This is a genomic window from Picosynechococcus sp. PCC 73109 (assembly GCF_001521855.1).
Classification (GTDB): domain Bacteria; phylum Cyanobacteriota; class Cyanobacteriia; order Cyanobacteriales; family MRBY01; genus MRBY01.
Genome location: NZ_CP013998.1, coordinates 2330984 through 2355401, shown reverse-complemented (window position 1 = coordinate 2355401; position 24418 = coordinate 2330984). Strand labels below are relative to the sequence as shown.

Below are 24418 nucleotides of genomic sequence, written 5' to 3'. Positions count from 1 at the left end.
TCTTTGCGCTGCAACGGGGTCGTGTAGTCCCTGGAAATTTTGGCTATCCTTAAGACGGCAAAAGGCGATCGCCACGATTCCGATTTCTAGTTATTTTGTCATTGTTTCAAGTGTGAGTATTTTATGGATCAGCGGCCACCATCAACGGGAACTTGCCCCAAAAAAATTACCCAGGCCCGACAGCAACCTTGGCGTCACCGTCTCCAGGCCTTTTGTCTCGCCCTTGGTTTGGGTGGCCTTTCCCTCGGTATCGATCCCTTCACCGCCCAGGCCCAAGTCAATAATCAACTAGACGAATATTGCCGCCTCAATGCTGGGGCGATCGCCGCGAAAGATCAACGGCGTGCCGCCGCTATCCAAGGCGATCGTAGCGCCCAAGCCGAGTACCAAGCGCTCCTACAACAACACAAAGATCAACTGCAGCGTTGCCGACAAACCTATTGGCCACGGCACCAGGCCATGTGGCTCCGCGTCTATCCTTGCGACACAAAAGCCGGGATGATTGAGCGGATTCTCGACGACATTGTCAATAAAGGTTATGACCAGCTCTATCTCGAAGTCTTTGCTGATAGCCAGGCTCTGTTACCCAAAAACCAAAACAATACCCCCTGGCCGTCCCGCATCCAAACCCCCGGCCTCGAAAATCGCGATGTGATGGCTGAAATCATCGAGAAAGGTCGGGCGCGTGGTCTAGAGGTCTATGCTTGGCTATTTGGGATGAACTACGGCTATGTCTATGGAAATCGGGGCGATCGCCAAAGTGCCATGGCCCGGAATGGTTACGGTGAAACAAGCCTCGACTTTGTCCAAGATGGTGCCCAAGCCTTCGCAGATCCCTACAATGCGATCGCCCAGGCCGACTATAAAAATCTTGTCAATCAAATGCTCCAGCGGCAACCCGATGGCATTTTATTCGATTACATCCGTTACCCCCGTGGCACCGGTGCCCGTTCCGTGGCAGCTTCCGTGGCGGATCTGTGGATCTATAGCCCTGCCTCAGCCCAAGCCCTCTACGACCGCGCCGAAAATCGCCAGGGTCTAACCCTCATCGAAAAATATCTCCGCCAAGGCAACATTACCGTCGGGGATGTGGCGGCAGTTTTAGCCCAATATCCCGAAGAAGGTACGCCCCGGTGGCAGGGTCGAAAAATCCTGGGAGATGAAGCCGATCTAGACGTCAATGCCCTCCATCAACGCCTTGTCGCTGAACTTTGGTATCTCACCGTCAGCCATGCAGCCCAAGGGGTCGTGGATTTTGTGAATAGCGCCGCCGCCCAGGCCCAAAGTCGTAATATTCCTGCGGGGGCCGTATTTTTCCCGGGGGGTAATCAACCTGTTGGCCAACGGGGTTTTGATTCTCGCCTCCAACCTTGGGATAAATTTCCTGGTTCGATGGAGTGGCACCCCATGGCCTATGCCGTCTGTGGCAACAGCAGTTGCATCGTTGACGAAATTAACCGGGTGCGTCAGTTTGCGCCAGCGGGGACAAAGATTATTCCGGCCTTGGCGGGAGATTGGAACCGTGCCCAGGACAATCGCCCTTCCCTCAAGGATCAAATGGCCGCCATCAAAGCTAGCTTCCCGGACATTACCCAAGTGAGTCATTTTGCTTACTCTTGGCAGGAACCACAATTTGATAATGACCGCAAATTTTGTCGCGTCTAGAATACTGGGGGGATTGGCTCGGTGACGAGGTACTTAGAGATTCATTGCATAGGTGTCATGAACGATTCAAGCACACCCCACAATAGAATCTAGTCATCGGTAGCCAATTATTTCCCCTAATCTTTTCTCTGTGATGGTTTTGTCGTCATTATCTCGTTTGTCTTCCCGTTTTTTGATTCATCAACCGGAACCTTGGTGGAAGCACGTGGTCGTGGCGATCGCCTATTGTGTTACGGCCCTGTTTTCTCACAATTTTACGGTTTACCCAGAAACAGGTTCGACGCCCATTTGGATTCCGGGGGGGCTAGCGGTGGGCTTCCTGGTCGTTTGGGGGCTACCCATGTGGTGGGGGGTCTTGGGGGGCATTTTGGTCGCAGAGATCGTCATTTACCAAGCCTGGCTCAGCTTGCCTAATTTGTTGATGACCCTCGGCATTACGGCGATCGCCACCGCCGGAAAAGTCCTAGCAGCCTATTGGTTACAATGTCGCAACCAACACCGTTATTTTTTAGACCGACCGGAGACGACCCAAAATTTTATCCTCTACAGTTGTATCCTGAGCCACCTCCCTGTGGCGATCGCCTGTGCCCTCATCGTTTGCCTGGCCGGAAAAGCCCCTTGGTCGCTGTACCCAGAAATTGCTGGGACTTGGTTTCTCAGTGACAGCTTTGGCATTCTCATTTTTGCGCCTCTGATTATTGCCACCCAGCATGGCTACCGTGAATTTATCCATCACCTCAAAAAATATTGGTTAGCGGCCATCAGCATCGCCGCCCTGACCCTCGGCATTAGTCACCTGGTGATCAACGGCTACCACGGTGAATATCTCCTTGCCCCTCTCCTGGTGTGGACAACCTTTCAGTTTAAAGAAGTTGGCGCAACACTCCTGATGGTGATGATCGTTTTGATGGTGGCGATCAGCACCGTCCAGGGCTATGGCACCTTTGTGGGGGAGTCGTTACGTAATTCCTTGCTGCTTTCGCAATTTTTTATTGCCTGCATTGGCCTGATGACGTTGATGTTGATTGCGGTACTAAACGAAAAAAAGCAAGCCAAAGCCGATCTCAAGGCGATGAATCAAACCCTTGCCAGCCAAAATCAACGCCTCGAAGAGCTGGCAACCCAGAAAGAATTGGCCCATCAGCAGCGGGAAAATCTCTTGGTTAAATATAATCAAGCCCTAAAACGGCAACTAAACCTTATCCAGGCTAAACAAGCCGCAGAAATGGCGGCCCAGGAAAAGAGTGAATTTCTCGCCAACATGAGCCACGAGATTCGCACGCCCCTAAATGGGGTGATTGGTGTGGCCCAATTGCTACTAACCATGGATCTCAAGGATGATCAAGCAGAATTGGTCGCCATTATTGAAGACAGTGGTAAAACCCTACTGAATATCATCAACGATATCCTTGATTTTCTCCGCATTGAGTCGGGCAGCCTCCGCTTAGAAGCCCGTTGTTTTTCGTTTCAGGAACTGTTGAAATCTGTCTTTACCCTCCTGAAAGTGCAGGCCGACCAAAAGGATATTGATTTGCAATATTGCGTGGCGGATTCGATTCCCAATATTTTGATGGGGGATGATCTACGGCTGCGGCAAATTTTGTTTAACCTTTTGGGTAATGCCCTCAAATTTACGGCAACGGGATCTGTGCAATTGGTTATCACAAGCCACACGGTGCCGTCCCTGAGCGATCCCCCAACGGAGGAACTGAGTTTTCAAATTTTAGATACGGGCATTGGTATTCAAGTTGCCCAACTCAATCAACTATTTCAACCTTTTATTCAGGCTGATGCTTCCATTAGTCGTCGCTACGGGGGTAGTGGCTTGGGGTTGGCGATCGCCAAACGTCTGGTGAATCTCATGGGTGGCAAAATTTGGGTTGAGAGCAATGGTGAGCTGGCCGGTGATCCACCGCCAGACTGGTTTACCCCCGGTGAACTCGATCCCCAGAGTTATGGGGCTTCTTTTTACTTTACGTTTTTGAGCCATCCCGTCTCAGAGCTAGATGGTGCTTCCAAACAAAATTGAACGCGCGGAATAATTACGCAGAGTGGAGGAGGGGGGCTGCTCCCAGGAGCTTTTGGGTGTAGGGGTGTTGGGGATGATTGAAAATGTCGGTAGTCTGGCCTAATTCAACGATTTTGCCCTGGTTCATCACCGCAATGCGATCGCACAAAAATTTCGCCACCCACAGATCATGGGTAATGAATAGATAAGTTAGATTAAACTCCGCTTTTAGGGCTTGCATTAAATCTAAAACCTGGGCCTGGATACTCGCATCGAGCATACTCACGGGTTCATCACAGATCACAAGGCGCGGCTCGGTAATCAAAGCCCTGGCAATGCCCACCCGTTGCTGTTGCCCCCCAGACAATTGCCGGGGATAACGAGCATAATATTCTTCAGCGGGCGTTAAACCGACCTTTTCGAGCATTTGCAAGACCTTTTCTTTAACCGCTGGCCCCGTCGCTAACTGGTGAATGTGGAGGGGATCGCCGATATTTTCCCCTACGGTCATCAGGGGATTTAAAGAAGCATGGGGATCTTGAAAAATCATCTGGAGGTGCCGCCGCTCCGGTCGCATTTGTCCCACCGACAGTCGGTTTAATTCTTTCCCTGCAAAGATAACTCTGCCCCCGGTGGGTTTGATCAGTTGCAAAATTGTCCGGGAGAGGGTAGATTTGCCGCAGCCGGATTCCCCGACAAGGCCCAAAATTTCCCCTTCATAGATGTCAAGGTTAATCCCATCGACGGCGCGGATCACCTGGGTTTTTTGGCCGGTGATTAACCGTTGAAACAGGTTGCTCTCCAGTGTGTAATGTTGCTCTAGGTTTTCGAGGGAGAGGATCGGTTGTTTCTCTTGATGAGAAGAAATTTCTTGATCGCTGTGGAGGTGGAGGGCGGCTTCCAGGAGGGATTGGGTGTAGGGATGCTGGGGGTCATTGAAGATTTGCTTAACGGGGCCAGTTTCGACGATTTGACCTTGGTGCATCACGGCGATGTCCGTGCAATATTCGGCGACCATGGCGAGATCGTGGGAAATCAGCAACAAGCCCATCTCCCGTTCGGCGCAGAGACGGGTCAGTTCCTGGAGGATTTCGTTGGCGACGGTGACATCGAGGCTGGTGGTCGGTTCGTCAGCGATGATGAATTTTGGATCGAGCAGCAGGGCCAGGGCGATCGCCACCCGTTGACGCATCCCACCGCTAAATTCGTGGGGATATTGATGCCAGCGGTTTTCGGGAATGCGCACAGCCGCCAGGGTTTCAATGGCTTTTTGTTTCGCGGCTTGGGCGCTGAGGTCGGGGCGGTGGCAACGGAGGGTTTCGAGGCAGTGGTTGCCGATGGTCATCAGGGGATCGAGCCTGGTCATTGGGTCTTGGAAAATCAACCCCACCACTTCGCCCCGGTAGTGGCGTAGGGCTTCGCCCTGTAAATTGAGGATTGGTTTGGTTTGAAAAGTGGCATTGCCAGTTACCTGGGAACCCCGTGGCAGCAGTTGCAACAGGGCGCGACCAATGGTGGATTTACCGCAGCCGGATTCCCCCACGAGGCCGAGGCGATCGCCTTGATTCACCTGAAAAGACACCCCAGCAACGGCCCACTGTAAAGCTTGACCCTGGGCGGGATAGGCGATGTGCAGATCTTGAACCTGAAGCAGAGGAGGGGTCATGACGAACTTACCAAGGAACACTGACCCTCTGATTTTAAGGGGATTTCTGGCCCTGCCGAGTATTTTTCCAGATAAACAGTATATTTTTAGAGACTCTTCCAATGGCTACTATGCGATCGCTTTATTTCCTCGTCCCCGGTGTCAGTAAAAAATTTGCCAGCGGTGGCCTCTTTGCCGAAATCAAGACCTGTGAACTGGCCCAACAACTGCAATCGGCCCATTTAGTCACCTACCGAGAAAAATCCCCAGATCACCTTTATTTACCGGAACTGCTGCCCCAGGTGCTGCCCCAGGAAGCTATTTTTGTGATCAGTTGGGGCTTTGATATTTCGCGTCTAGTCAAACAACTGCGATCGCATCCGGTGGTTTACCATGCCCACAGCACGGGCTATGGGTTTAAACTGCCCAGTCGTATTCCCATTTGGGCGGTGAGTCGCAATTCCCTGGGCTATTGGGGGCAACGGGCACCGAATAATCCTTTGTTTTATCTACCCAATCAAATTTCCCCGGAGTTCGAGAACTGGCAGCAAGAACGGGATATTGATGTATTGGTGCAAACCCGCAAAACTTCTAGCTATGTGCTTCAGCAACTGGTGCCCTACCTCCAGCAACGATGTCGCGTAGAAGTGATAAATTCCTTCGTGCCAGACCTTGCGGCCCTCTTTAATCGCAGTAAAATTTATCTCTATGATTCGGCGGAATATTGGCTGAATAATGCGGTGAGTGAAGGCTTTGGTTTGCCACCCCTAGAGGCGATCGCCTGTGGTTGTCAGGTCTTTAGTAGCGTCAACGGTGCTTTAGCAGATTACTTAGATCCGGGCTTCAATTGTCAAAAAATCAGTACCTATTGTGTCGAATACGATGGCGATCGCCTTTTGGCCGCCCTCAACAATCCCCCAGCCGCCACCAATGCCCAAGCCCTCTTGCAGGAATACCGCACCGAAACGATTCTGATCCGGTTTGCCACCATTCTCCAGGAGGTTAATCATTTCTTTGATTACCAAGGCCAATACTCAGGCAATATCCAACTCCAGCGACAAAATCCTCTCCTGGTGCGCCTCCGCTTAGCCCTCCGCCAACAACTTGCCCGGTGGCGCGCCTAATGCCATTTCATTTTTTTGATCTTTTATAAATGCTTTTTTGTAATCTTGATCGGCCATGACCATCGCCAGAACCATTTGCCTCGGCTTTCTCGGAGCTATTCTATTGGGTACGTTGCTTTTAATGTTGCCTTTTTCCACCGCCTCCGGGGAATGGAATAGTCCCCTCGTCGCCCTATTTACCTCGACTTCCGCCGTTTGTGTTACAGGATTAATTGTGGTGGATACAGGCACAGCCTTTTCCAACTTTGGCCAGGGAGTTATTCTCCTGTTAATCCAACTGGGGGGACTAGGCTACATGACCCTCTCGACATTTTTAATGTTGCTGCTGGGGCGTCGGTTTGACTTGGCCCAAAAATTTGCCATTAAAGAATCCTTTGACCAACCCTACAACCAAGGGACGCGCAACTTAATTCGTTCGATTATCGCCACGACCCTAATTGGGGAACTGACGGGGATTTTCCTGCTTTTTGGGCGGTTTAGTCGAGATTTTGATCCTGGTGAGGGGTTATGGCTCGCAATTTTTCACAGCATCAGCGCCTGGAACAATGCGGGCTTTAGTTTGTTTGCGGATAGTTTAGTGGGCTATCAAAATTCTCTCCTGGTGAACGGGGCGATCTCTGGCTTGATCATTTTTGGTGGCATTGGTTATGAGGCGATTATCGAAATGTATCTGTGGCTGCGGCACCGTCTCCAGCGCAAAAGCCGACGCTTTACCTTTTCGTTGAATTTTGAAGTGGTCACCTCTACCACCTTCTGGCTCCTGGGTCTGGGGACTGTGGCTTTTTTGTTTGTGGAATGGGCCAATCCAACCACCTTTGCGGGGATGAGTTGGGGTGATAAGGCGATCGCCGCTTGGTTTCAATCGGTGACCACCCGCACCGCTGGGTTTAATAGCATTGACATCGGCAAGCTGAGTACCGCCGGACTGTTTATCACCATGGGTTTGATGTTTATTGGGGCGAGTCCCAGTGGCACCGGGGGCGGGATCAAAACAACCACCATTAATATCCTGGCGAATTGCACCAAATCCGTGCTCTATGGTCAAACCCGCGTCACTGTTTTTGACCGTGAAATTGCCCAGAGTATCGTTTTTAAGGCGATCGCCGTTGTGTTCGGTTCTGCCACCGTGATCACCATTGCCACGGCGATTATTTCCATCAGCAACCCTGAGATCGAATTGATTGCGATTTTGTTTGAGGTGATTTCGGCCTTTGCCACCGTTGGCCTGTCCACGGGGATTACTGCCAGCCTTTCCGCTGTCGGTCAACTGACCCTAATTGCCACCATGTACTGTGGTCGGGTCGGGGTGCTCTTGCTGATGTCAGCCATCGTCGGAGAAATCACCCCACGCCGCATTAGCTATCCCGAAGAAAATTTATTGGTGGGTTGAGCCGCAGCACCTCGGCCAGAGGAATGTCCCAAGGCTTCACCAGCGCTTGAAATTCGAGTAGGATCATCGGTTAAGATGCGGCGATCGCCTCCACAGCATTTTGAACCTTTCGCAATCACATTAGCCACGAGTTAACAACCATTTGGGTTTTGGAGTAAAACAAACGGTGAATTTACGGAATTGGAATTTTCTCTTTCAGGGTTTTCGGCAGGAAGAAAGTCGTCAGTTTGCGGTCATTGGCCTGGGACGATTTGGTCGCGCCGTCTGCACAAAATTACACAACATGGGCTACGAAGTCCTTGGCACCGATATCAACCCGAAATTAGTCGCCCAGGTGGTTTCTGAAAAACTCGTCTCCCACGCAATGCAGTTGGATTCCACCGAGGTGATGGCCCTGCGTCAGGCGGGCATTTTTGAGTTTGACACCGTCATTGTGGCGATTGGGAATTACCTCCAAGAAAGCATTGTCACGACCCTAAACGTGAAGGAAGGGGGCGTCGAACATGTGGTGGCTAAGGCCTCCTCGGAGGTACATGGCAAGCTCCTAAAACGGGTGGGGGCCGACCGGATTGTTTACCCAGAATATGAAGCCGGGGCCGCCCTCGCGATGACCCTCACAAAACCGTCAATCCTCGACCGCTTTGATATTGACGAAGAACACAGCATTGTTGAGATTAAAATCCCAGAGGCTTTCCATGATAAAACCCTAGCGGAACTGTCTCTACGGGCCAACTACGGGGTGAATGTGTTAGCAGTGGGCAATGAAGAGCATTTTGAAATTAACCCTGGGCCAGAGCATCGCCTGGATAAGTCGCTAATGATGATGGTGATTGGTACTAATGACGCGATCCATCGCCTACCGTTGTCCTAAGTTGCCCCGTCCCATGACCAAACCCTATCAACGGATCCCCATCGCAACCAGTGATGACCCCCTGGTATCAATCCCCGCAGGTCTTTTTTCTTTGGTGACGCCCCACCCCTACATGGCTTTGGGGGCTGATTATGGGGGGCGATCGCCTTATTTTTTGCGCCGTCAGGTGCTTGAAAAGCTCATCCAAGCCCAGGATTTTTTACAGGCCGCCCATCCAGAGTTACGGATTCAGATCTTTGATGCCTACCGACCGATCCCGGTGCAGCAGTTTATGGTGGACTACACTTTCACCCAGCTAAAAGGCGATCGCCCCCTAACTCCCCCCGAAACAACCCAGATTTGGGAGCAGGTGTTGCAATTTTGGGCCGTGCCGAGCCGCGATCCAGCGACCCCACCGCCCCACAGTACCGGCGCGGCCCTTGATGTCCGTTTGGTAAACCGCGCTCAGGAACCTCTGCCGATGGGAGGAGAGATTGATGACATTGGCGATCGCTCCTACCCAGATTTTTATGCCGCCGCCACCAGTCCCTCAGAGCAGCAGTACCATCACAATCGCCAACTGCTTCGGCAGGCCATGGAACAGGCAGGCTTTGTGATTCACCCCAACGAATGGTGGCATTTTTCCTATGGGGATCAGCTCTGGGCCTGGCAAACCCAAAGGGCGATCGCCCACTACGGTAGAATCTAGGACACAATTTTTCTGATAAATAATGGCGCGCAAACCCTGGTTAGAACTGCCCTTGGCAATCTTTTCCTTTGGCTTTTATAAAGTCAACAAGTTCCTAGTTGGCAATCTCTACACTTTGTATTTGGCGCTGAATAAAAAAAATGCAAAAGAATGGCGCATTATTGGAGAAAAATCCCTCCAAAAATTCCTCAGCTTACCCGTTTTAATGACCAAAGCACCCCGCTGGAATACCCACGCCATTATCGGTACCCTGGGGCCACTTTCTGTGGAAAAAGAACTCACCATTAACCTCGAAACCATCCGTCAGTCCACGGAAGCTTGGGTCGGTTGTATCTACGACTTTCCGGGCTATCGCACGGTGTTGAATTTCACGCAACTTACCGACGATCCCAGCCAAACAGAACTCAAGATCTCCTTACCCAAGGGCAAATATACCGTCGGTTTACGCTACTACCACCCCAAGGTGAATCCCCGCTTTCCGACAGTTAAAACAGACCTAGATCTAACCGTAGCGACCTTGGTCGTTTCGCCCCAAAATAACGACTTTTATCAAACCCTAGCCCAGAAAACAAATCTTTATTTTCGTCTGCTCCACTACTACATTTTTACGCTATTTAAATTTCGGGATGTCTTACCCGCAGCTTTTGTCAAAGGAGAATTTCTGCCCGTTGGCGCCACCGATACCCAATTTTTCTACGGCGCTTTAGATGCAGCAGAACATTTAGAAATTACCATCCAATCACCTTGGCTGCAGACATTTGATTTTTATCTCACCTTCTATAACCGCGCTAGTTTTCCCCTGCGTTGGCAAAAAATCACCGAAAAGTTGACCTGTGATCCCCTGGGAGAAAAAGGCTACTATCTAATTCGGATGCGGCCCCGTACCCAAGCAGCCGAGGCACAATTACCGAGCGTTGTGGGCGAAGAAACCCAGGTTACGCCCCACCAGAAAAAACTGGCAATTCAGTCGTTATAGATAGCCATGTTCCTGGAGGAAGTCGAGGCCAATGTCCGGGGCTTTTTGCTCCCGTTGGTAACTGACAAATCGCTGGACATATTTTGCGAGGATATCCCCTTCTAGGTTTACCCAACTGCCCGGCTTGAGATAGGCCAAATTCGTTTCGGCGTAGGTATGGGGAATCACGGCTACTTTGAACCACTGGCCCAGGCGATCGCATTCGGCCACCGTTAGACTAATGCCATTGACCGCAATGCTGCCTTTAGACACCAAACAAGGGGAAATATTCATGTCCCAAGTCGCTTGATAATCGGCGATCGCCGTAAACCACAATTCCCAGGCACGGGCAGTTTCGACAACTTTTTCTAAAGCACCAATGGTATCCACATGGCCTGACACAAAATGACCGCCGATCTTACTGCCCACCCGCAGGGACGTTTCAATATTCACCCAATGGGAACGGGAAACGGCATCACCGAGGATGGTTCGTTTTAGGGTTTCGGGGGAGGCCGTAGCAACAAACCCCTGTTCGGCAATGGTTTCGACGGTCAGGCAAACGCCATCTACGGCCACACTATCACCGAGGGCCAGATCCGACATCACTTGACTGGCCCCATGGCCCTGGATATCGATGGCAAAGCGATCGCCACCAAGGGCTTTAACGGTACCAAGGGCTTGAATCAATCCAGTAAACACAGGGCGTGATGCGATCGCAGTAAAAGGGCCATTCGATTGTAGCGGGAATTGACCGAAAATCAGGCCCAACATCCCCCCAGAATATCGAAGCTGTAGGATACTAGTTAGTAAGGGAATCAAATATTGCTCCCGTTGCCATCCCTACCCCGAGGCCCAGATCCATGATTGAAATGCACGTTGCTGGCATTGCCCTTGATGCCATTACTCGGAGCCCGATCATTCTCCTGAAGGATGCCTCGGAACGGCGTGCCTTACCGATCTATATTGCCCAGGATCAAGCCCGCTCAATTATGAATGTCTTGGAGCAAAAAACACCGCCACGGCCCCTCACCCATGATCTCTTTGCGGATCTATTGGAAGCTTGGGATCTCACCCTCGATAAAATCATTATCCATGCCCTAGAAGAACACACTTTCTATGCGGTGCTTTGTACCTCCCAGGGGGAAGAAACCCAAGAAATTGACTGTCGCCCCAGTGATGCGATCGCCATTGCCCTACGCACCGAAAGTCCGATCTGGGTTGTGGAGGAAGTGATTTCTGAGGCTTCAATTCCCGTAGACCGAGATGCCGATGAAGAAGAACGACAAGCCTTTCGCGCCTTTGTCGATCAACTCAGCCCCGAAGATTTAATTCGCCACAGCCAATCCGCCAACCCAGAGGAAAGCTAAACCGAAGGAGGGTTCAAGGCGGATGACAATTTTTGTCTACAGCTACAGTGACCCACTCCTGGATGCCGCCCCAGAACCGGAACTATGGGGGGTCGAAGTTGATCGCATTTATAGCGATTGGGGGCAACGGCAACAGCTCATCCAGTTACTCACGGATCTCGACACCGGCGATCGCCCTGATTATTTACTACTACGTCGCCTCGATGAATTGGGGGATAACCTCAGCGAGATTGGCGATCGCCTCCAGCACATCGAAAATTATGGTGTGGGAATTATCGCCACCGAACAAAACTACCAAAGCGATCAACCGCTGGATCAAAAAGCCCTGGGTCAACTCTTTCAAACCATTGGCGATCGCCTCAGACAACAAAAAATTCAACGGGGCCACGCCAAAAACCGCCGCCAATTTTTGCCACCCCCAGGCAAAGCCCCCTACGGTTACAAACGGGGCCAAGACCGTTACCTCATCGACCGCAGTACCGCCCCTGTGGTGAAAGATTTTTGTGAACATTTCCTTCTCTTCGGTTCCCTGCGGGGGGCCGTGCGTCACCTAGAACAGCGCTTTGGGAAAAAAATTGCCGTATCCACCGGGCGCAACTGGTTAAGCAATCCCGTCTACCGGGGGCAGCTCCATTACTGCGACGGAACAACCATTCCCAAAACCCACGCCGCAATCCTCACCGACAACGAAGCCGCCCAAATTGATCGCCTCCTGCGCCGCAATCGTCCCCTCGCCCCCCGCAGTGCCAGTGCTCCCCGTTGTTTAGCCGGGCTGGTGCAATGTCAAACCTGTGGCAGTGCCCTCACCATTAGCCGTGTCAGTCGGCGTAATCATTCCAAAACCTATCTATACCTGCGTCCCCTCGCCTGCCCCTGCAAGCCCAAATGCCGGGCGATCGCCTACGACAAAATTTTCCGGGCCACCGTACAAAGCATTTGCCAGGAGTTCCCCGCGATCGCCCAGCAATACCAAGGCCCCTCCCTGGATCAGCAACAGGGCCAGATTCAACAGGAGATTCAACAAAAGGAAAGCCTCATTGCCGCCCTCCCGGATCTCACGGCCCAGGGCATTTTTGACCCAGAAACGGCTGTCCAACGCCGCTATGTGCTGCGCAGCGAAATTAGCCAACTGCAAACCCAATTAAACCAACTCCCCCCCGCTAACCTGGGGGCGATCGCCAAAACCATTACCCTCGAATCTTTTTGGTATGACCTATCGGAAGCCGAGCGACGCTTTTACCTGCGGGAATTTATCGAACAAATCCAACTCCACCGTACTAGCCGTGACGATTGGCAAATCCAGTTAAAATTCATTTTTTCGACCAGTTTCCGATACACTGATGAATGATTTAATTCAACTAAACCCTTATTAGTACAGCGATAATTGGCATGGAAATCGGGCAAAAAGTACAAATCTACCGTTTGCGGGATCGTGTTGGTAAAGATCTCGCCGATAAACTCGGTAAAGTAGGCACCATCACAGACTTTCGCGTCACCGACGGTAGCGGCATTGGGGCGATCGTGACCTTTGATGATAAAACCGCCACTTGGTTTTTTGGGGATGAACTGCGTCCCGCATCCTAGGACACATTTTTCTAACTGCCCAATTAGACCACCGAGGCGTCTCCCGTGGGGGGACGTTTTTTGTCGGTGCGCCAAAGCCAAAATTTCACCATAAGCCGAGGGTAATTACCCTCACGCCTGAAACTTTTTTGCGGCACAATGGTCATCAAAGACGATCTATGCGCAACTCCATTGCCGATAAGCTCATGAAAAAACCTGCTCTACTAACTCTCATCTGTGGTTTTAGTGTCGCGATCGCCAGTGTGCCCTTCGCGCCGAGCCAAGCTCAAACTGCCAGCGATCTCGAAGGGAACTATCAACAAAGCGAAAATTCTTCCCTCTATGGCAACACAGATGGCTTCAATCCCTATGATTTGATCCACATGATGCGCTTAGGCAATAAGGATCCAGAACAATTCCGCGAGAGCACAAACTCCAACATTAATAACGCGGCTGCCGATTATCGCTCCCGACTACAGGAATATTGGCGTCAGAAAAAACAAGCCGAAACCTCTGCTGTTAATGGAACTCCGGAGGAAAGTTCGCTCATCACCCCCACAGAAACCTTCGAATAAAACCGACTTTTGTGGCCTCGGCCCATTTCCATTAGGTTCCCCATAGATCGATGCTTGATTACAACTCCGGATCGTCTGTGGGATTTTTATTGGGGAAAATTTCATCTGACAATTATCTTTTCATTGCGGCGATCGCCAATCCCCAGACCAGTAACTCTACAATGCGATAAAGCAGACTAAAGATTCATAAAACTCATAAAGTTCATATTCGCCATGTCTTGGGTCACAGCCTTGGCCCAGTCACAGTCTCAGGAGGAATACCATTTTGAAACGAATGGATGCGGGAGAATTATTAGAACGCTATGCGGCCGGAGAACGGGATTTCCGGGAAGTAGACCTTGAAGGGGCGTTTTTGGGGGGCGGCAACTTTGATGGGATCAATCTGCGGGAAAGTCATTTGTCCCGGATTGTGTTCACGGGGGCATCCCTTAAGCAGGCAAATTTTCGGGAGGCAGATCTTACCAATAGCAGTCTCCAAGCCAATCTCAGTGAAGCGAATTTAATTTCCTGTGACCTGACCGACGCGAATTTAACCACCGCCCAACTCACCTATGGGGGACTCCGGGCAGCCAATTTAACCAATGCTCAACTGGTCTCAGCGGATCTCAGTTGTGCCACCCTCAACGAAGCGATTTTGCGGGAAGCTAACCTGACCAATGCGACCTTAACGGATGCCTTTATTGGGCGGGCGAACTTAACCCAGGCCAACCTAGAAGGGGCCAACCTTGCAAATGCAAACCTCACCAGCACGATTTTGATCGGCGCGAATTTAAAGGGAGCCAACCTTTCCCACGCGATTATGCACGGGGTCAATGCCACCGGGGTGATCGCCGACCACGCAGATTTTAGCCAGGCGAAACTTAATAGCGCCAACTTTACCAACGTTAAACTGCGCCATGCGGTACTCCGGAAGGTACAAATGGCCTGGACGACCATGCGGGGGGCGGATCTGAGTGAGGCGCAACTTTTCCGCAGTAAGCTTTATTGGTCAAATTTCACCAGTGCGAATCTGACCCGGGCCGTACTGCTGGATGCAACGGTGGATCAAGTAAATTTCCACAACGCGATTTTTGATGGGACAATTCTCCCCGAAGGTCTTGATGTGGGTAATTAAGTGAAATTTCTGGGGGTTGATTTTGGTTGGACGTCCGGTGCCAGTGGTTTGTGTTGTCTAGAAATACAAGATCAGCATTTGGCGATCGCCCAGTTTGATCTGCTTCTTGATCCCGCCGAAATTGTCACTTGGGTTGATCAACTGCTCCCGAAAGAAACAATGGGCCTCGTTGCCGTTGATGCGCCGACAATTATCCCCAATGAAACGGGAACACGCCTCCCGGATCGCCTCACCCACAAATATTTTGGGAAATACCACGCGGGTTGTTATCCAGCCAATTTAAACCGCCCCTTTGCGCCCCGCACCACCCAATTGGGCTTGGACCTTGAAGCCTTAGGCTTTGGCCATGCCCCGGAAATTGACGCTCGAAAACCGGGCCGTTACCAGATTGAGGTGTTTCCCCACCCGGCGATGGTGCGTCTATTTCAGCTAGAGCGAATCATCAAATACAAAAAAGGAAAGTTAGGCGATCGCCGCCAGGAATTATTACGTTTGGTGAGTCTAATTGAAGCAGTATTGACGATCCTTACCCCGCAATTGAGCTTAAATCACCGCTGGGACGATCTCGTTCAACCGATCCCAACGGCCAAAGGCAGTGATCTCAAGGAAATCGAAGACCGCATCGATGCCTTAGTTTGTGCCTATGTGGGAGCCTACTGGTGGTACTGGGGCCAGGCGAAAAACCAAACCCTCGGCGATCGCCACTCCGGTTACATTATCGTCCCAGCACCTGTTACGATGGGTGATCAGCAATCATAAATTGTGAATTTTTAAGATAAAAAATTACGTTCCCTTACAAAAGTTTCTATTGATATGACAGTAACGGCTGAAGCTCCTCCCCAAGAAAAAGTAAAACGTCGTGTGGTGTTCCCCTTTACGGCGGTAATCGGCCAAGATGAAATGAAACTGGCCCTCAAACTCAACATCATCGACCCCAAGATCGGCGGCGTGATGATCATGGGCGATCGCGGTACCGGAAAATCCACCACCATCCGTGCTTTAGCCGATCTCCTGCCCGAAATCGAAGTGGTTGCCAACGATCCCTTTAACAGCGACCCCAAAAACCCTGAACTCATGGGCGATGAAGTGCGGCAAAAACTCGAAAACAACGAACCAATCGAAGTCGCCCGCAAAAAAGTGCCGATGATTGACCTGCCCCTCGGCGCAACAGAAGACCGGGTTTGTGGCACCATCGACATCGAAAAAGCCCTCTCCGAAGGGGTAAAAGCCTTTGAACCGGGTCTTTTGGCAAAAGCAAACCGGGGTGTCCTCTATGTGGATGAAGTTAACCTCCTCGATGATCACCTGGTAGACGTTCTCCTCGACTCCGCCGCTGGCGGTTGGAATACCGTTGAACGGGAAGGGATTTCCATTCGTCACCCTGCCAGTTTTGTCCTTGTCGGTTCCGGCAACCCCGAAGAAGGAGAACTGCGGCCCCAACTTCTCGACCGTTTCGGGATGCACGCTGAGATCCGCACCGAACGCAATCCCGAACAGCGCGTTGAAATTGTCGAACGTCGTTCGGCCTTTGACCAAAATCCCACAGAATTTCTGCAACAATACGACGCCGAGCAAAAAGCAGAACAGGAACGCCTTGTCCGCGCCCAGGAACTTTTACCCCAGGTCACCATTGATCGAGAACTAAAGGTGAAGATCTCCGAAGTTTGTTCCGAAGCGGATGTGGATGGTCTCCGGGGTGATATCGTCACCAACCGCGCCGCCAAAGCCCTCGCCGCCTATGAAGGCCGCACCGAAGTGACCGTGGATGATATTCGCCGGGTGGTTACCCTTTGTCTGCGACACCGTCTGCGGAAAGATCCCCTTGAATCAATTGATTCTGGTTACAAAGTCCAGAAAATTGTCGCCCGCGTCTTTGGTCTAGAAGAAGACGAGTAAACCATTTTTTGATTGCATAACATTACATCCTCAGGGCTGGAGAAATTCTCTCCAGCTTTTTTGTTCGCTAGTTATCGTGACTCCCTAAAAGTTGATGGCGGAGTTTTTTAATTTGATCGCGGAGTAGAGCGGCCTGTTCAAATTCGAGATTTTTGGCGGCTTCTTTCATTTGCTCTTCTAGCTGCTTAATCACATCGGGAATTTTTTCGAGGGGGACTTCCTCCATATGTTCAACAACTTGTTGTAATTGCTGGGTATTTAAGCGGCGGGAAATATCGAGAAAAGATAAAATTGCGTTTTCATCGCGTTTTTTGATCGGTTGGGGGGTGATGTTGTGTTTTTTGTTGTATTCGATCTGGATCTTGCGTCTGCGTTCTGTTTCGGCGATCGCCTTTGCCATACTATCGGTAAGATTATCGGCATAGAGGATCGCCTGACCCCGCACGTGGCGGGCGGCCCGCCCAATGGTTTGGATTAAAGACCGTTCCGCCCGCAGGAACCCTTCCTTATCGGCATCCATAATCGCCACGAGAGAAACCTCCGGTAAATCTAAACCTTCTCGGAGTAAATTGACCCCAATTAAAACATCAAATTCACCTTTGCGGAGCGCCTGCAAAATTTCAATTCGTTCGATGGATTTAATCTCAGAATGGAGATATTGCACGGCTACCTCCTGGTCACTGAAATAATCCGTTAAATCCTCCGCCATTCGTTTCGTTAAAGTGGTAATTAAAACTCGTTCTTTTAATTTTTCCCGCTGACGAATTTCCCCTAATAGATCATCCACTTGTCCGTCGGTGGGGCGCACATCAATTTCTGGATCGACAACGCCTGTGGGACGAATGACTTGCTCAATAACCTGCGCTTCTGATTGCTCGATTTCCCAATTACCGGGGGTCGCAGAAACAAACACACATTGATTGACTTTTTGCCAAAATTCTTCAGACTTTAAAGGACGATTATCGGCGGCACTAGGTAACCGAAAGCCATGGTCAATTAAGACTTTTTTGCGGGCTTGATCACCGTTATACATTCCCCGAATTTGCGGCACAGTGACATGGGATTCATCAACCACTAAAAGCCAATCTTCAGGGAAATAATCAATTAAACATTCGGGGGGCGATCCGGCTTCCCGACCCGCTAAGAAACGGGAATAATTTTCGACACCATTACAATAACCAACTTCCTGTAAAAGTTCGAGATCATAACTCGTTCGCTGCTTTAAACGCTGGGCTTCGAGGAGTTTATTCTCTGCTTCTAAAACTGTGAGTTGACTATCTAATTCGGCTTTGATTTGTTCACAGGCGATCGCCAACTGTTCTTGGGGCGTAACAAAGTGGCGGGCGGGATAAATATTAACCTGATCGAGGCTTTGTAAAATTTCACCCGTGACGGGATCAAGGAGACGAATTGCATCAATTTCATCCCCGAAAAATTCGACGCGAATTACCCGATCTTCGTAGGCAGGAACGATTTCTAAAATGTCGCCCTTCACCCGAAAATTGCCGCGACTTAAATCGGTATCATTGCGGTTATATTGCACGGTCACCAGTTGCCGCAGTACCGCCCGCTGATCCAATTCTTCCCCTACTTTGAGAGAAATAGCTGCCTTTAAATATTCACTCGGAATCCCTAACCCGTAAATGCAACTAATGGAAGCCACCACAATCACATCCTTGCGTTCAAACAGCGATCGCGTGGCGGAGTGGCGCAACATATCAATTTCGTCGTTGATCGAAGCGGTTTTTTCAATATAAGTATCGGTGACGGGAATGTAGGCTTCCGGTTGATAGTAGTCGTAATAACTAATGAAATATTCCACGGCGTTGTAGGGAAAAAATTGCCGCAACTCGTTACAAAGCTGTGCCGCGAGGGTTTTATTATGTGCCAAAACGAGGGTGGGTTTCTGCATCTGGGCGATCACCGCCGCCATCGTAAAGGTTTTGCCCGTACCCGTCGCCCCCAAGAGGGTCTGATATTTCGCTTGGGATTCTAAGGATTGCACCAATTTGGCGATCGCCTGGGGTTGATCACCAGTAGGTTCAAAAGGGGCATGGAGACGAAACAAAACATTACTCCCGTTAGACATAACTTAAATTAATGAGATACTTTAGAAACAATGTTGCGAATTTATGACAAAGTGTGTCTAAGATCAGCAAGGAATCTTTGTCCCATCATTTGGGATAATTGAAGTAAAGTAACGAAAAAATTCTTAAAACATAATCCTACTCAAAATTTTGATTCAGTAGGTGTTGGCTCAGATACCTCAAGGAGAAATCCCATGACCACCGAAAATTCGACTTCCACGAACGATAGCACAACTAAAAGTCCCACCCGTTCCCGTAGCACGGCGAAAAAAGACGAGGTGGTTGCTCTCTCTGTAAAAGAGCCTGCCAAATTAGGCCTCCCCAATAATCGTCCCATTGAACCCAGCCATCTCAAGGTGATGCATACTTACCGTTCCTCTGGTGCGGATCGCCCGGTGACCGCTGGCACAATGGAAATTTCTAGCACCATGACCGTTTCTGGGAATCGCCCGATTATGGCCAGCCACCTCCAGGTCAGCGACACTATCGTCATTATGGGGAATCGCCCCGTGGCCCCCAACGAAACCGATGATATGGCGACTTTGATCGGCTACCTCGACTAACTTTACAAAGTGGCGATTAAAAAATGGCGATCGCCAAACCATTTCCCCTATCCCCTAGGGGTTTTTTTGTGGAAAATTTTAACGAAGCTGCTTGATCATCCGGTAGTTCGTTAATGTTTGTTGGTGGCGTTGAACCTGTTGCTCTTGGAGAATCCGAAACCCCAAGGCTACAAAAAAAGGTTTCGCGGTAATACTGGCTTCGACGGTTAAGGTGCTGAGTTGCAGCCGTTGCGCTTGGGCGAGGAGTGCCTGATAGAGTTGGCGACCAATGCCCCGCCGTTGGTGATCTTTGTGGCAATAGAAACAGCCAATGTGACCCGCTGGCGAAAGTTCCGCAAACCCAAGGATTTGTGTATCCTCTTCGGCAACGTAGGTAAAGCAAGCATGACAACGGGTTTCCCAATCGCGGAAATACAGGTCATCGGGTGCCCAGGCTCGCAGTTGGGCCGGGGAATAGTCCTGGGCATTGACGGTATGGACAGTGTCGTGGAACAGTTGGGCGATCGCCGGAATATCCTGAGTTTGAAACGGACGAATCGTAACCATAACAACCCTTTAGACATTTTGTAGAAATGGGAAAATTCCTGCCTTCCTCTTTGGGGCAATTACTCACAGATGATTGGCTTCCGCAAGGGTGAACCTAAACGGGGAAGCGTTTCATTTTGGCGATTATTTTTGATTACTCAACATTCTGTTTATTCGACACTATTCTCACAAAGAGAATCAGTGATTTCAGAAAATTCGCGATTTGCAAGCTCCAAAAGCATTGTACTGAGCACCTCACAAAACTCAATTGTTTGCTGGGGTGTTGTATTGTTTGCATGGACACTCATAAAGCCGTGGCTAAACGCATGACGTAGACCTGTTGCGACATAAAGACAAACATCATGTTTTTCATCGATAAAGTTTTGTAACTCTTTTTTTAGCTTTTCAGACGCTAATTGTTCCCTAAGAAAGTTCAAAATATTAGAAAAATCTCTTAGTTTTGCTGCCAAGATTGGTTGAGATTCTCCAAAACGTTCATGGAGATGTTGCGGGTTCGATCTTGTTGCTTTATGTAGTTGTTCAAGGGCAGTATATGCCAAAAAAACCTTGAAAGTAGCACTGTATCCATTAACTGTTGATTCTTGACGAAAACCTTCTACATCAAGACCTTTAAAACCACTTGCTAGACGATACCTAGCCGCGAATCTATTTATTTCTGACAAATTGATATAATCAGGAATATTTTTATTATTAATCTTATTCCACTCGCAGAACTGTTTCCATTGACTTGGGAAAGGCATACAAGCTCTCTATTTTTTCATGCGTTGAACTACGGAGAAAATATCCGTTGATAGGCGCTCTCTAAATTACCAACACGACTTAATAATTGATTGAGAAGGACTCTATTTCCTTGGTAAACCTCTAGGCGGATGACATTGGGTTCTGAAGGTCGAATGGTTACAGTATATCTATAATTTCCATTGCGAAAAATGTATTGCATTCTGCTTGTAGTACCGATGACCTCTGACGTCTCTAAAAACAAAGAATCTCCTGTTCTCCTATTACGGCCTTTATACATATAGCCAAAGCCTTCGCTTTGAACACGTGCAATAGATATTTCCCATTCCCCATTTCTAAAAACACCACCTCTATTAGGAAATTCACAGTTCGAAGACAGACTATATCCATTATCGAAAAAGCGACAACTGCTTGCTTGGGCAGGCAGGCCTAGTACAGGAATAGTTGAAAAAGCCAAAAAAGTTGCGTACAAAGTTTTTTTGAGCATGAATAAGCTTCTCAATCAATTTAAGCCAATCTTATCTTGAAAGTGTGATTTTGAACTACTGTTGATGGAATTAGCGAATCTAAACGGGGAAGCGTTTCATTTTGGCGATCGCCTCTTTGGCAGTGCGCATGAGAACAGGTTTAATCTCCGGGATTTGGGGGATTTGCCAGAGAACATCGACCGTGCGCCGCAACATCCGCACAATATCTCCCTCATCAAGGCTGGTATTTTCACAGAGTTCAGTCCACTCGACCCCCAAGGCCCACTGCTCTACTAGGCCGATAAATTTACTTTCAAGCCAAACGGGCATGGTCACACCGCAATGTTTTTGCACTTGGTACAGTTGTCGCCGCAATTCCCACAGGCTAACGGGGTTATGGCCTTGGTCTTTTTTGCGGATGCCCAGCACTTCTAAAACGGCATTGGGTTGAGAATAATCTGTCCAACTATCACCCCGGGGCGGTTCGCTGATGATCGCACAGATAGCGGCGGCCAAATGTTCCGGCGCGAGGTGGTCTAATTGGCCAGAAAGCAGACACAGCGCCAACCATAGTTCGTTTTCCCCACGAATTGTTGCCGCAGTACGCCCCAAAACCGTTGGTGTATAGCCGTCGAGGGCGCGAAATTCCTGTAAGACTTCAATCAGGTTCAAGAAATCTTGCCAGTAATAGGAACGTTTGTTGGCGTGTTGACGGTAGAGGGTTTGGCGACGGTTTAATTCTTTGCGGAGGTCTTTGCGCCGCTGGTGACGTTTGAGGAGTTTGCCGGGTTTGTCCTGCTGGCTCAGGGGAGAAGCGGCAAATTTGGCCTGAACAGCGGCGAAGCGTTGTTTTTGGGCTTCTACTTCAGGGGCTTCGGTGAGGGGCAGAAGGTAATCGGCGATCGCCGCCACGAGGGGAAAAGCTTCAGCATCAATTTTGCCATTTTTCCCAAGGGTAAGATTTTGATCAATGGGTAACGGAATTTGCGCCAGTTGATCGGCGGGAAAAAGACCTTCATTGAGGGCCACCACGTCCGTTTCTTTAATTAGGTACCAACGTTTATCGGTGCCCAAACACAGAAACTGCTGTTCCTCAGTTTGTTCTACAAGGACGGCGGGAACCGCTTCTTTGACCCGCAGGTTTTTCCCTTTGAGGTGCAAAATGGAGCCGAGGGGGAGCTGATCCAACAAAGGGGCCAACAGTTTACGGTTTTCGAGTTCCGCCTGCTCCCGGAGAATCCCCAATAGCCGTTCTTCTTCCTTGAGCCGTTCCTTGAGTTTGCTGTAGCGTTCAAACTGCCGTTCATCAAAGGCCGCGAGGTCAATATCGAGGCGGGCAATTTCCGTAGTCAGTTCGGCGATCGCCTCCTGTTCCGGGCTGAGTTGTTGTTGTACCTGATATTCCGCAAAACTCCGGGATAAGAGTTCCTTTGATTCCTCCAGGCTATGTTTTTGTAAAAGGTTCAACACCATACCGTAGGAAGGCGTAAACCAACTGCGCAAGGGTTCTGCACTGGAGAGGGCAAGGCGAGAGGCTTCTTTTGCCCCTTCAAAGGGCGTTTCCACAGTGACCACATAGCCCACTTTATCCATGCCCCGACGACCCGCGCGACCCGCCATCTGCAAAAATTCCGAAGGTGTCAGCATCCGGTGTCCTTCATCAGTACGTTTCGAGAGGGCAGAAATTACCGTGGTGCGGGCGGGCATATTGATCCCTGCGGCCAAAGTCGCCGTCGCAAACACCAATTTCACGAGGCCCATTTCAAACAGCTTTTCGACCAGTTCTTTCCAGGCTGGCAGAATCCCCGCATGGTGAGCGGCGATGCCCCGCAGTAGAGGTTCCACCTGTTCGGGACGGGCGAATTTTGACTGTTGGGCGAGGTATTGCCAAAGCTGTTCGCGCAGGGGGAGATTTTCCTGGAGATAGTCCACTAACTTTTCGGTGGAAAAGGGATTTTTGGCGATGAAATCCAGCACCAGGGCTTTAAATTCTGGGGTGTCATCACATTGATTGAGGAGCTTTTCCTGGAGCTTCCCTTGGTTATCTAAGAAAAAGTGCAGCAGGGTCGCTTCCAAGAGTTTGGCTTCTTCTGGGGAAACGAGGGTGATGTCGTTGAGTTGGGTCACCGAGCGATCGCAGCCCCGCCGACTAAAGATAATGTAAATCGCGGGCAGGAGATCCTTCTGGCGGAGTTGGCGCACAATGGCAAATAAACTAGGACAATCTTCCCGTTGGCGTTTTTTGCGCTTACCCTGGGGGGCATTGGTACGCGATCGCAAGCGCGAATTCATTTTGCTCCCTCCCTGATCCAGGAGCGGGTACAAGCCTTTTTTATTGCTGTAAAGAAACTCTAGAGGTACGGGGCGGTGGTCAGAATCGACTAATTCGCAGCGGTGTTCTTTGCTGTTGGGGTGGTCTTCGTGGGCCGCTTGGCGGGTTTTGTTAATCCAGGCGGTAAAAATCTCTGGGTTGCCGATGGTCGCCGACAGGCCAACAATCTGAATTTCTGAGGGACAATAAATAATTGATTCTTCCCAGACGGTGCCGCGACCGCGATCGCTAATGTAGTGGCATTCATCCAAGACGACCGTTGAAACATTTTCCAGGGACGTGCCCACCTGACCAATGGGGGTTTCGTAGAGCATATTCCGGAAAATTTCCGTGGTCATGACGACGATGGTCGCCTGGGCATTGATGATGATATCGCCCGTGATCAAACCCACTTGTTTTTCGCCGAAGGTTTCGCCAAAATCCCGGAATTTTTGGTTAGAGAGCGCTTTCAGGGGAGTGGTATAAAAAACCCGTTGCCCCATGGCGAGGGCCCGGTGGATCGCATATTCGCCAATGACAGTTTTACCGGAGCCAGTCGGCGCACAGACCACCACGGATCTGTCGGCATCGAGGGCGGCGATCGCCTGTTTTTGAAATTGATCTAACTGAAACGGAAAAACTTGATTTAAATCTACTTGCAACCTAACCCACCTTTGCTCCTGATCCGGTACTTTGGCCTAACGAATTCGGTCTACCGAAATCAAAAAACTGTTTATGCTATGAATTTTTTGTTCAAAATCCATTATAAAGGGGAGTCCTCCAGGCCCAGCGGGAAAATGCCAACCTAGCTTGCCCAAAAAATGTGCTGTGGATAGCGTTTTTCG

At 50.0% G+C, this 24418-nt stretch carries 22 protein-coding genes; 15 read left to right on the top strand and 7 right to left on the bottom strand.

What is annotated here, in order from left to right; genetic code table 11:
* Window positions 1-123 precede the first annotated feature (123 nt).
* Together AWQ23_RS11325 and AWQ23_RS11320 are read left to right on the top strand one after the other, a co-directional pair.
* Entirely contained in the window at window positions 124-1665 is a 1542-nt protein-coding gene (locus tag AWQ23_RS11325) for a hypothetical protein (RefSeq protein WP_062435485.1), read from the top strand.
* A 157-nt stretch (window positions 1666-1822) separates the two neighbouring features.
* Complete coding sequence (locus AWQ23_RS11320) at window positions 1823-3694, top strand: MASE1 domain-containing protein (RefSeq protein WP_232308901.1); 1872 nt, start codon at window positions 1823-1825, stop codon at window positions 3692-3694.
* A gap of 13 nt (window positions 3695-3707) precedes the next feature.
* On the opposite strand, the gene AWQ23_RS11315 is transcribed toward AWQ23_RS11320, so the two are convergent.
* On the bottom strand, window positions 3708-5327 hold the full coding sequence (locus tag AWQ23_RS11315; protein ID WP_315862686.1) for an ABC transporter ATP-binding protein: 1620 nt from the start codon (window positions 5325-5327) through the stop codon (window positions 3708-3710).
* A 113-nt stretch (window positions 5328-5440) separates the two neighbouring features.
* On the opposite strand from AWQ23_RS11315, the gene AWQ23_RS11310 reads away from it, so the two are divergent.
* From AWQ23_RS11310 to AWQ23_RS11290, 5 genes are all read left to right on the top strand, one after another.
* Window positions 5441-6442, top strand: a complete 1002-nt coding sequence (locus AWQ23_RS11310) for a glycosyltransferase (protein ID WP_232308900.1) — start codon at window positions 5441-5443, stop codon at window positions 6440-6442.
* 55 nt (window positions 6443-6497) lie between these two features.
* The gene (locus tag AWQ23_RS11305) at window positions 6498-7832 is read left to right on the top strand and encodes a TrkH family potassium uptake protein (protein ID WP_030007335.1); all 1335 of its coding nucleotides are present in this window, start codon (window positions 6498-6500) and stop codon (window positions 7830-7832) included.
* A 166-nt stretch (window positions 7833-7998) separates the two neighbouring features.
* Window positions 7999-8703, top strand: a complete 705-nt coding sequence (locus tag AWQ23_RS11300) for a TrkA family potassium uptake protein (protein ID WP_012307864.1) — start codon at window positions 7999-8001, stop codon at window positions 8701-8703.
* 13 nt (window positions 8704-8716) lie between these two features.
* On the top strand, window positions 8717-9391 hold the full coding sequence (locus AWQ23_RS11295) for a M15 family metallopeptidase (protein ID WP_062436647.1): 675 nt from the start codon (window positions 8717-8719) through the stop codon (window positions 9389-9391).
* A 22-nt stretch (window positions 9392-9413) separates the two neighbouring features.
* A complete protein-coding gene (locus AWQ23_RS11290; RefSeq protein WP_062435474.1) occupies window positions 9414-10367 on the top strand; it encodes a DUF6208 family protein in 954 nt (317 codons plus the stop codon).
* On the opposite strand, the gene ribE is transcribed toward AWQ23_RS11290, so the two are convergent.
* Complete coding sequence (ribE, locus tag AWQ23_RS11285) at window positions 10362-11045, bottom strand: riboflavin synthase (protein ID WP_062436645.1); 684 nt, start codon at window positions 11043-11045, stop codon at window positions 10362-10364. The genes AWQ23_RS11290 and ribE overlap by 6 nt on opposite strands.
* A gap of 161 nt (window positions 11046-11206) precedes the next feature.
* Here ribE and AWQ23_RS11280 point away from each other — a divergent pair, with 161 nt between their 5' ends.
* From AWQ23_RS11280 to bchI, 7 genes are all read left to right on the top strand, one after another.
* Window positions 11207-11713 (top strand): bifunctional nuclease family protein, encoded by a 507-nt coding sequence (locus AWQ23_RS11280; protein WP_030007331.1) that lies wholly within the window; start codon window positions 11207-11209, stop codon window positions 11711-11713.
* 22 nt (window positions 11714-11735) lie between these two features.
* Complete coding sequence (locus AWQ23_RS11275) at window positions 11736-13061, top strand: recombinase family protein (RefSeq protein ID WP_062435471.1); 1326 nt, start codon at window positions 11736-11738, stop codon at window positions 13059-13061.
* Between the two features lie 41 nt (window positions 13062-13102).
* Window positions 13103-13297, top strand: a complete 195-nt coding sequence (locus tag AWQ23_RS11270; RefSeq protein ID WP_012307858.1) for a DUF2862 domain-containing protein — start codon at window positions 13103-13105, stop codon at window positions 13295-13297.
* A 158-nt stretch (window positions 13298-13455) separates the two neighbouring features.
* Entirely contained in the window at window positions 13456-13851 is a 396-nt protein-coding gene (locus tag AWQ23_RS11265) for a hypothetical protein (RefSeq protein ID WP_062435468.1), read from the top strand.
* 274 nt (window positions 13852-14125) lie between these two features.
* Window positions 14126-14965: a pentapeptide repeat-containing protein gene (locus AWQ23_RS11260; RefSeq protein ID WP_062435465.1), complete on the top strand. Its 840-nt coding sequence runs from the start codon at window positions 14126-14128 to the stop codon at window positions 14963-14965.
* Window positions 14966-15724 carry a DUF429 domain-containing protein gene (locus AWQ23_RS11255; protein WP_062435462.1) on the top strand — a complete coding sequence of 253 codons (759 nt, stop codon included), beginning with the start codon at window positions 14966-14968 and terminating at the stop codon, window positions 15722-15724.
* 54 nt (window positions 15725-15778) lie between these two features.
* Window positions 15779-16861: a magnesium chelatase ATPase subunit I gene (bchI, locus tag AWQ23_RS11250; RefSeq protein WP_012307853.1), complete on the top strand. Its 1083-nt coding sequence runs from the start codon at window positions 15779-15781 to the stop codon at window positions 16859-16861.
* A gap of 67 nt (window positions 16862-16928) precedes the next feature.
* On the opposite strand, the gene uvrB is transcribed toward bchI, so the two are convergent.
* The gene (uvrB, locus tag AWQ23_RS11245; protein ID WP_062435459.1) at window positions 16929-18950 is read right to left on the bottom strand and encodes an excinuclease ABC subunit UvrB; all 2022 of its coding nucleotides are present in this window, start codon (window positions 18948-18950) and stop codon (window positions 16929-16931) included.
* Between the two features lie 192 nt (window positions 18951-19142).
* On the opposite strand from uvrB, the gene AWQ23_RS11240 reads away from it, so the two are divergent.
* On the top strand, window positions 19143-19511 hold the full coding sequence (locus tag AWQ23_RS11240) for a hypothetical protein (protein WP_012307851.1): 369 nt from the start codon (window positions 19143-19145) through the stop codon (window positions 19509-19511).
* Between the two features lie 78 nt (window positions 19512-19589).
* On the opposite strand, the gene AWQ23_RS11235 is transcribed toward AWQ23_RS11240, so the two are convergent.
* From AWQ23_RS11235 to AWQ23_RS11225, 4 genes are all read right to left on the bottom strand, one after another.
* Entirely contained in the window at window positions 19590-20057 is a 468-nt protein-coding gene (locus AWQ23_RS11235) for a GNAT family N-acetyltransferase (protein WP_062435456.1), read from the bottom strand.
* Between the two features lie 149 nt (window positions 20058-20206).
* On the bottom strand, window positions 20207-20797 hold the full coding sequence (locus AWQ23_RS11230) for a hypothetical protein (RefSeq protein ID WP_062435453.1): 591 nt from the start codon (window positions 20795-20797) through the stop codon (window positions 20207-20209).
* A 29-nt stretch (window positions 20798-20826) separates the two neighbouring features.
* Window positions 20827-21282 carry a hypothetical protein gene (locus AWQ23_RS16020; protein WP_157072222.1) on the bottom strand — a complete coding sequence of 152 codons (456 nt, stop codon included), beginning with the start codon at window positions 21280-21282 and terminating at the stop codon, window positions 20827-20829.
* Window positions 21283-21361: 79 nt separating this feature from the next.
* Window positions 21362-24235 (bottom strand): RNA helicase, encoded by a 2874-nt coding sequence (locus tag AWQ23_RS11225; protein ID WP_062435450.1) that lies wholly within the window; start codon window positions 24233-24235, stop codon window positions 21362-21364.
* Between the last annotated feature and the right edge of the window lie 183 nt (window positions 24236-24418).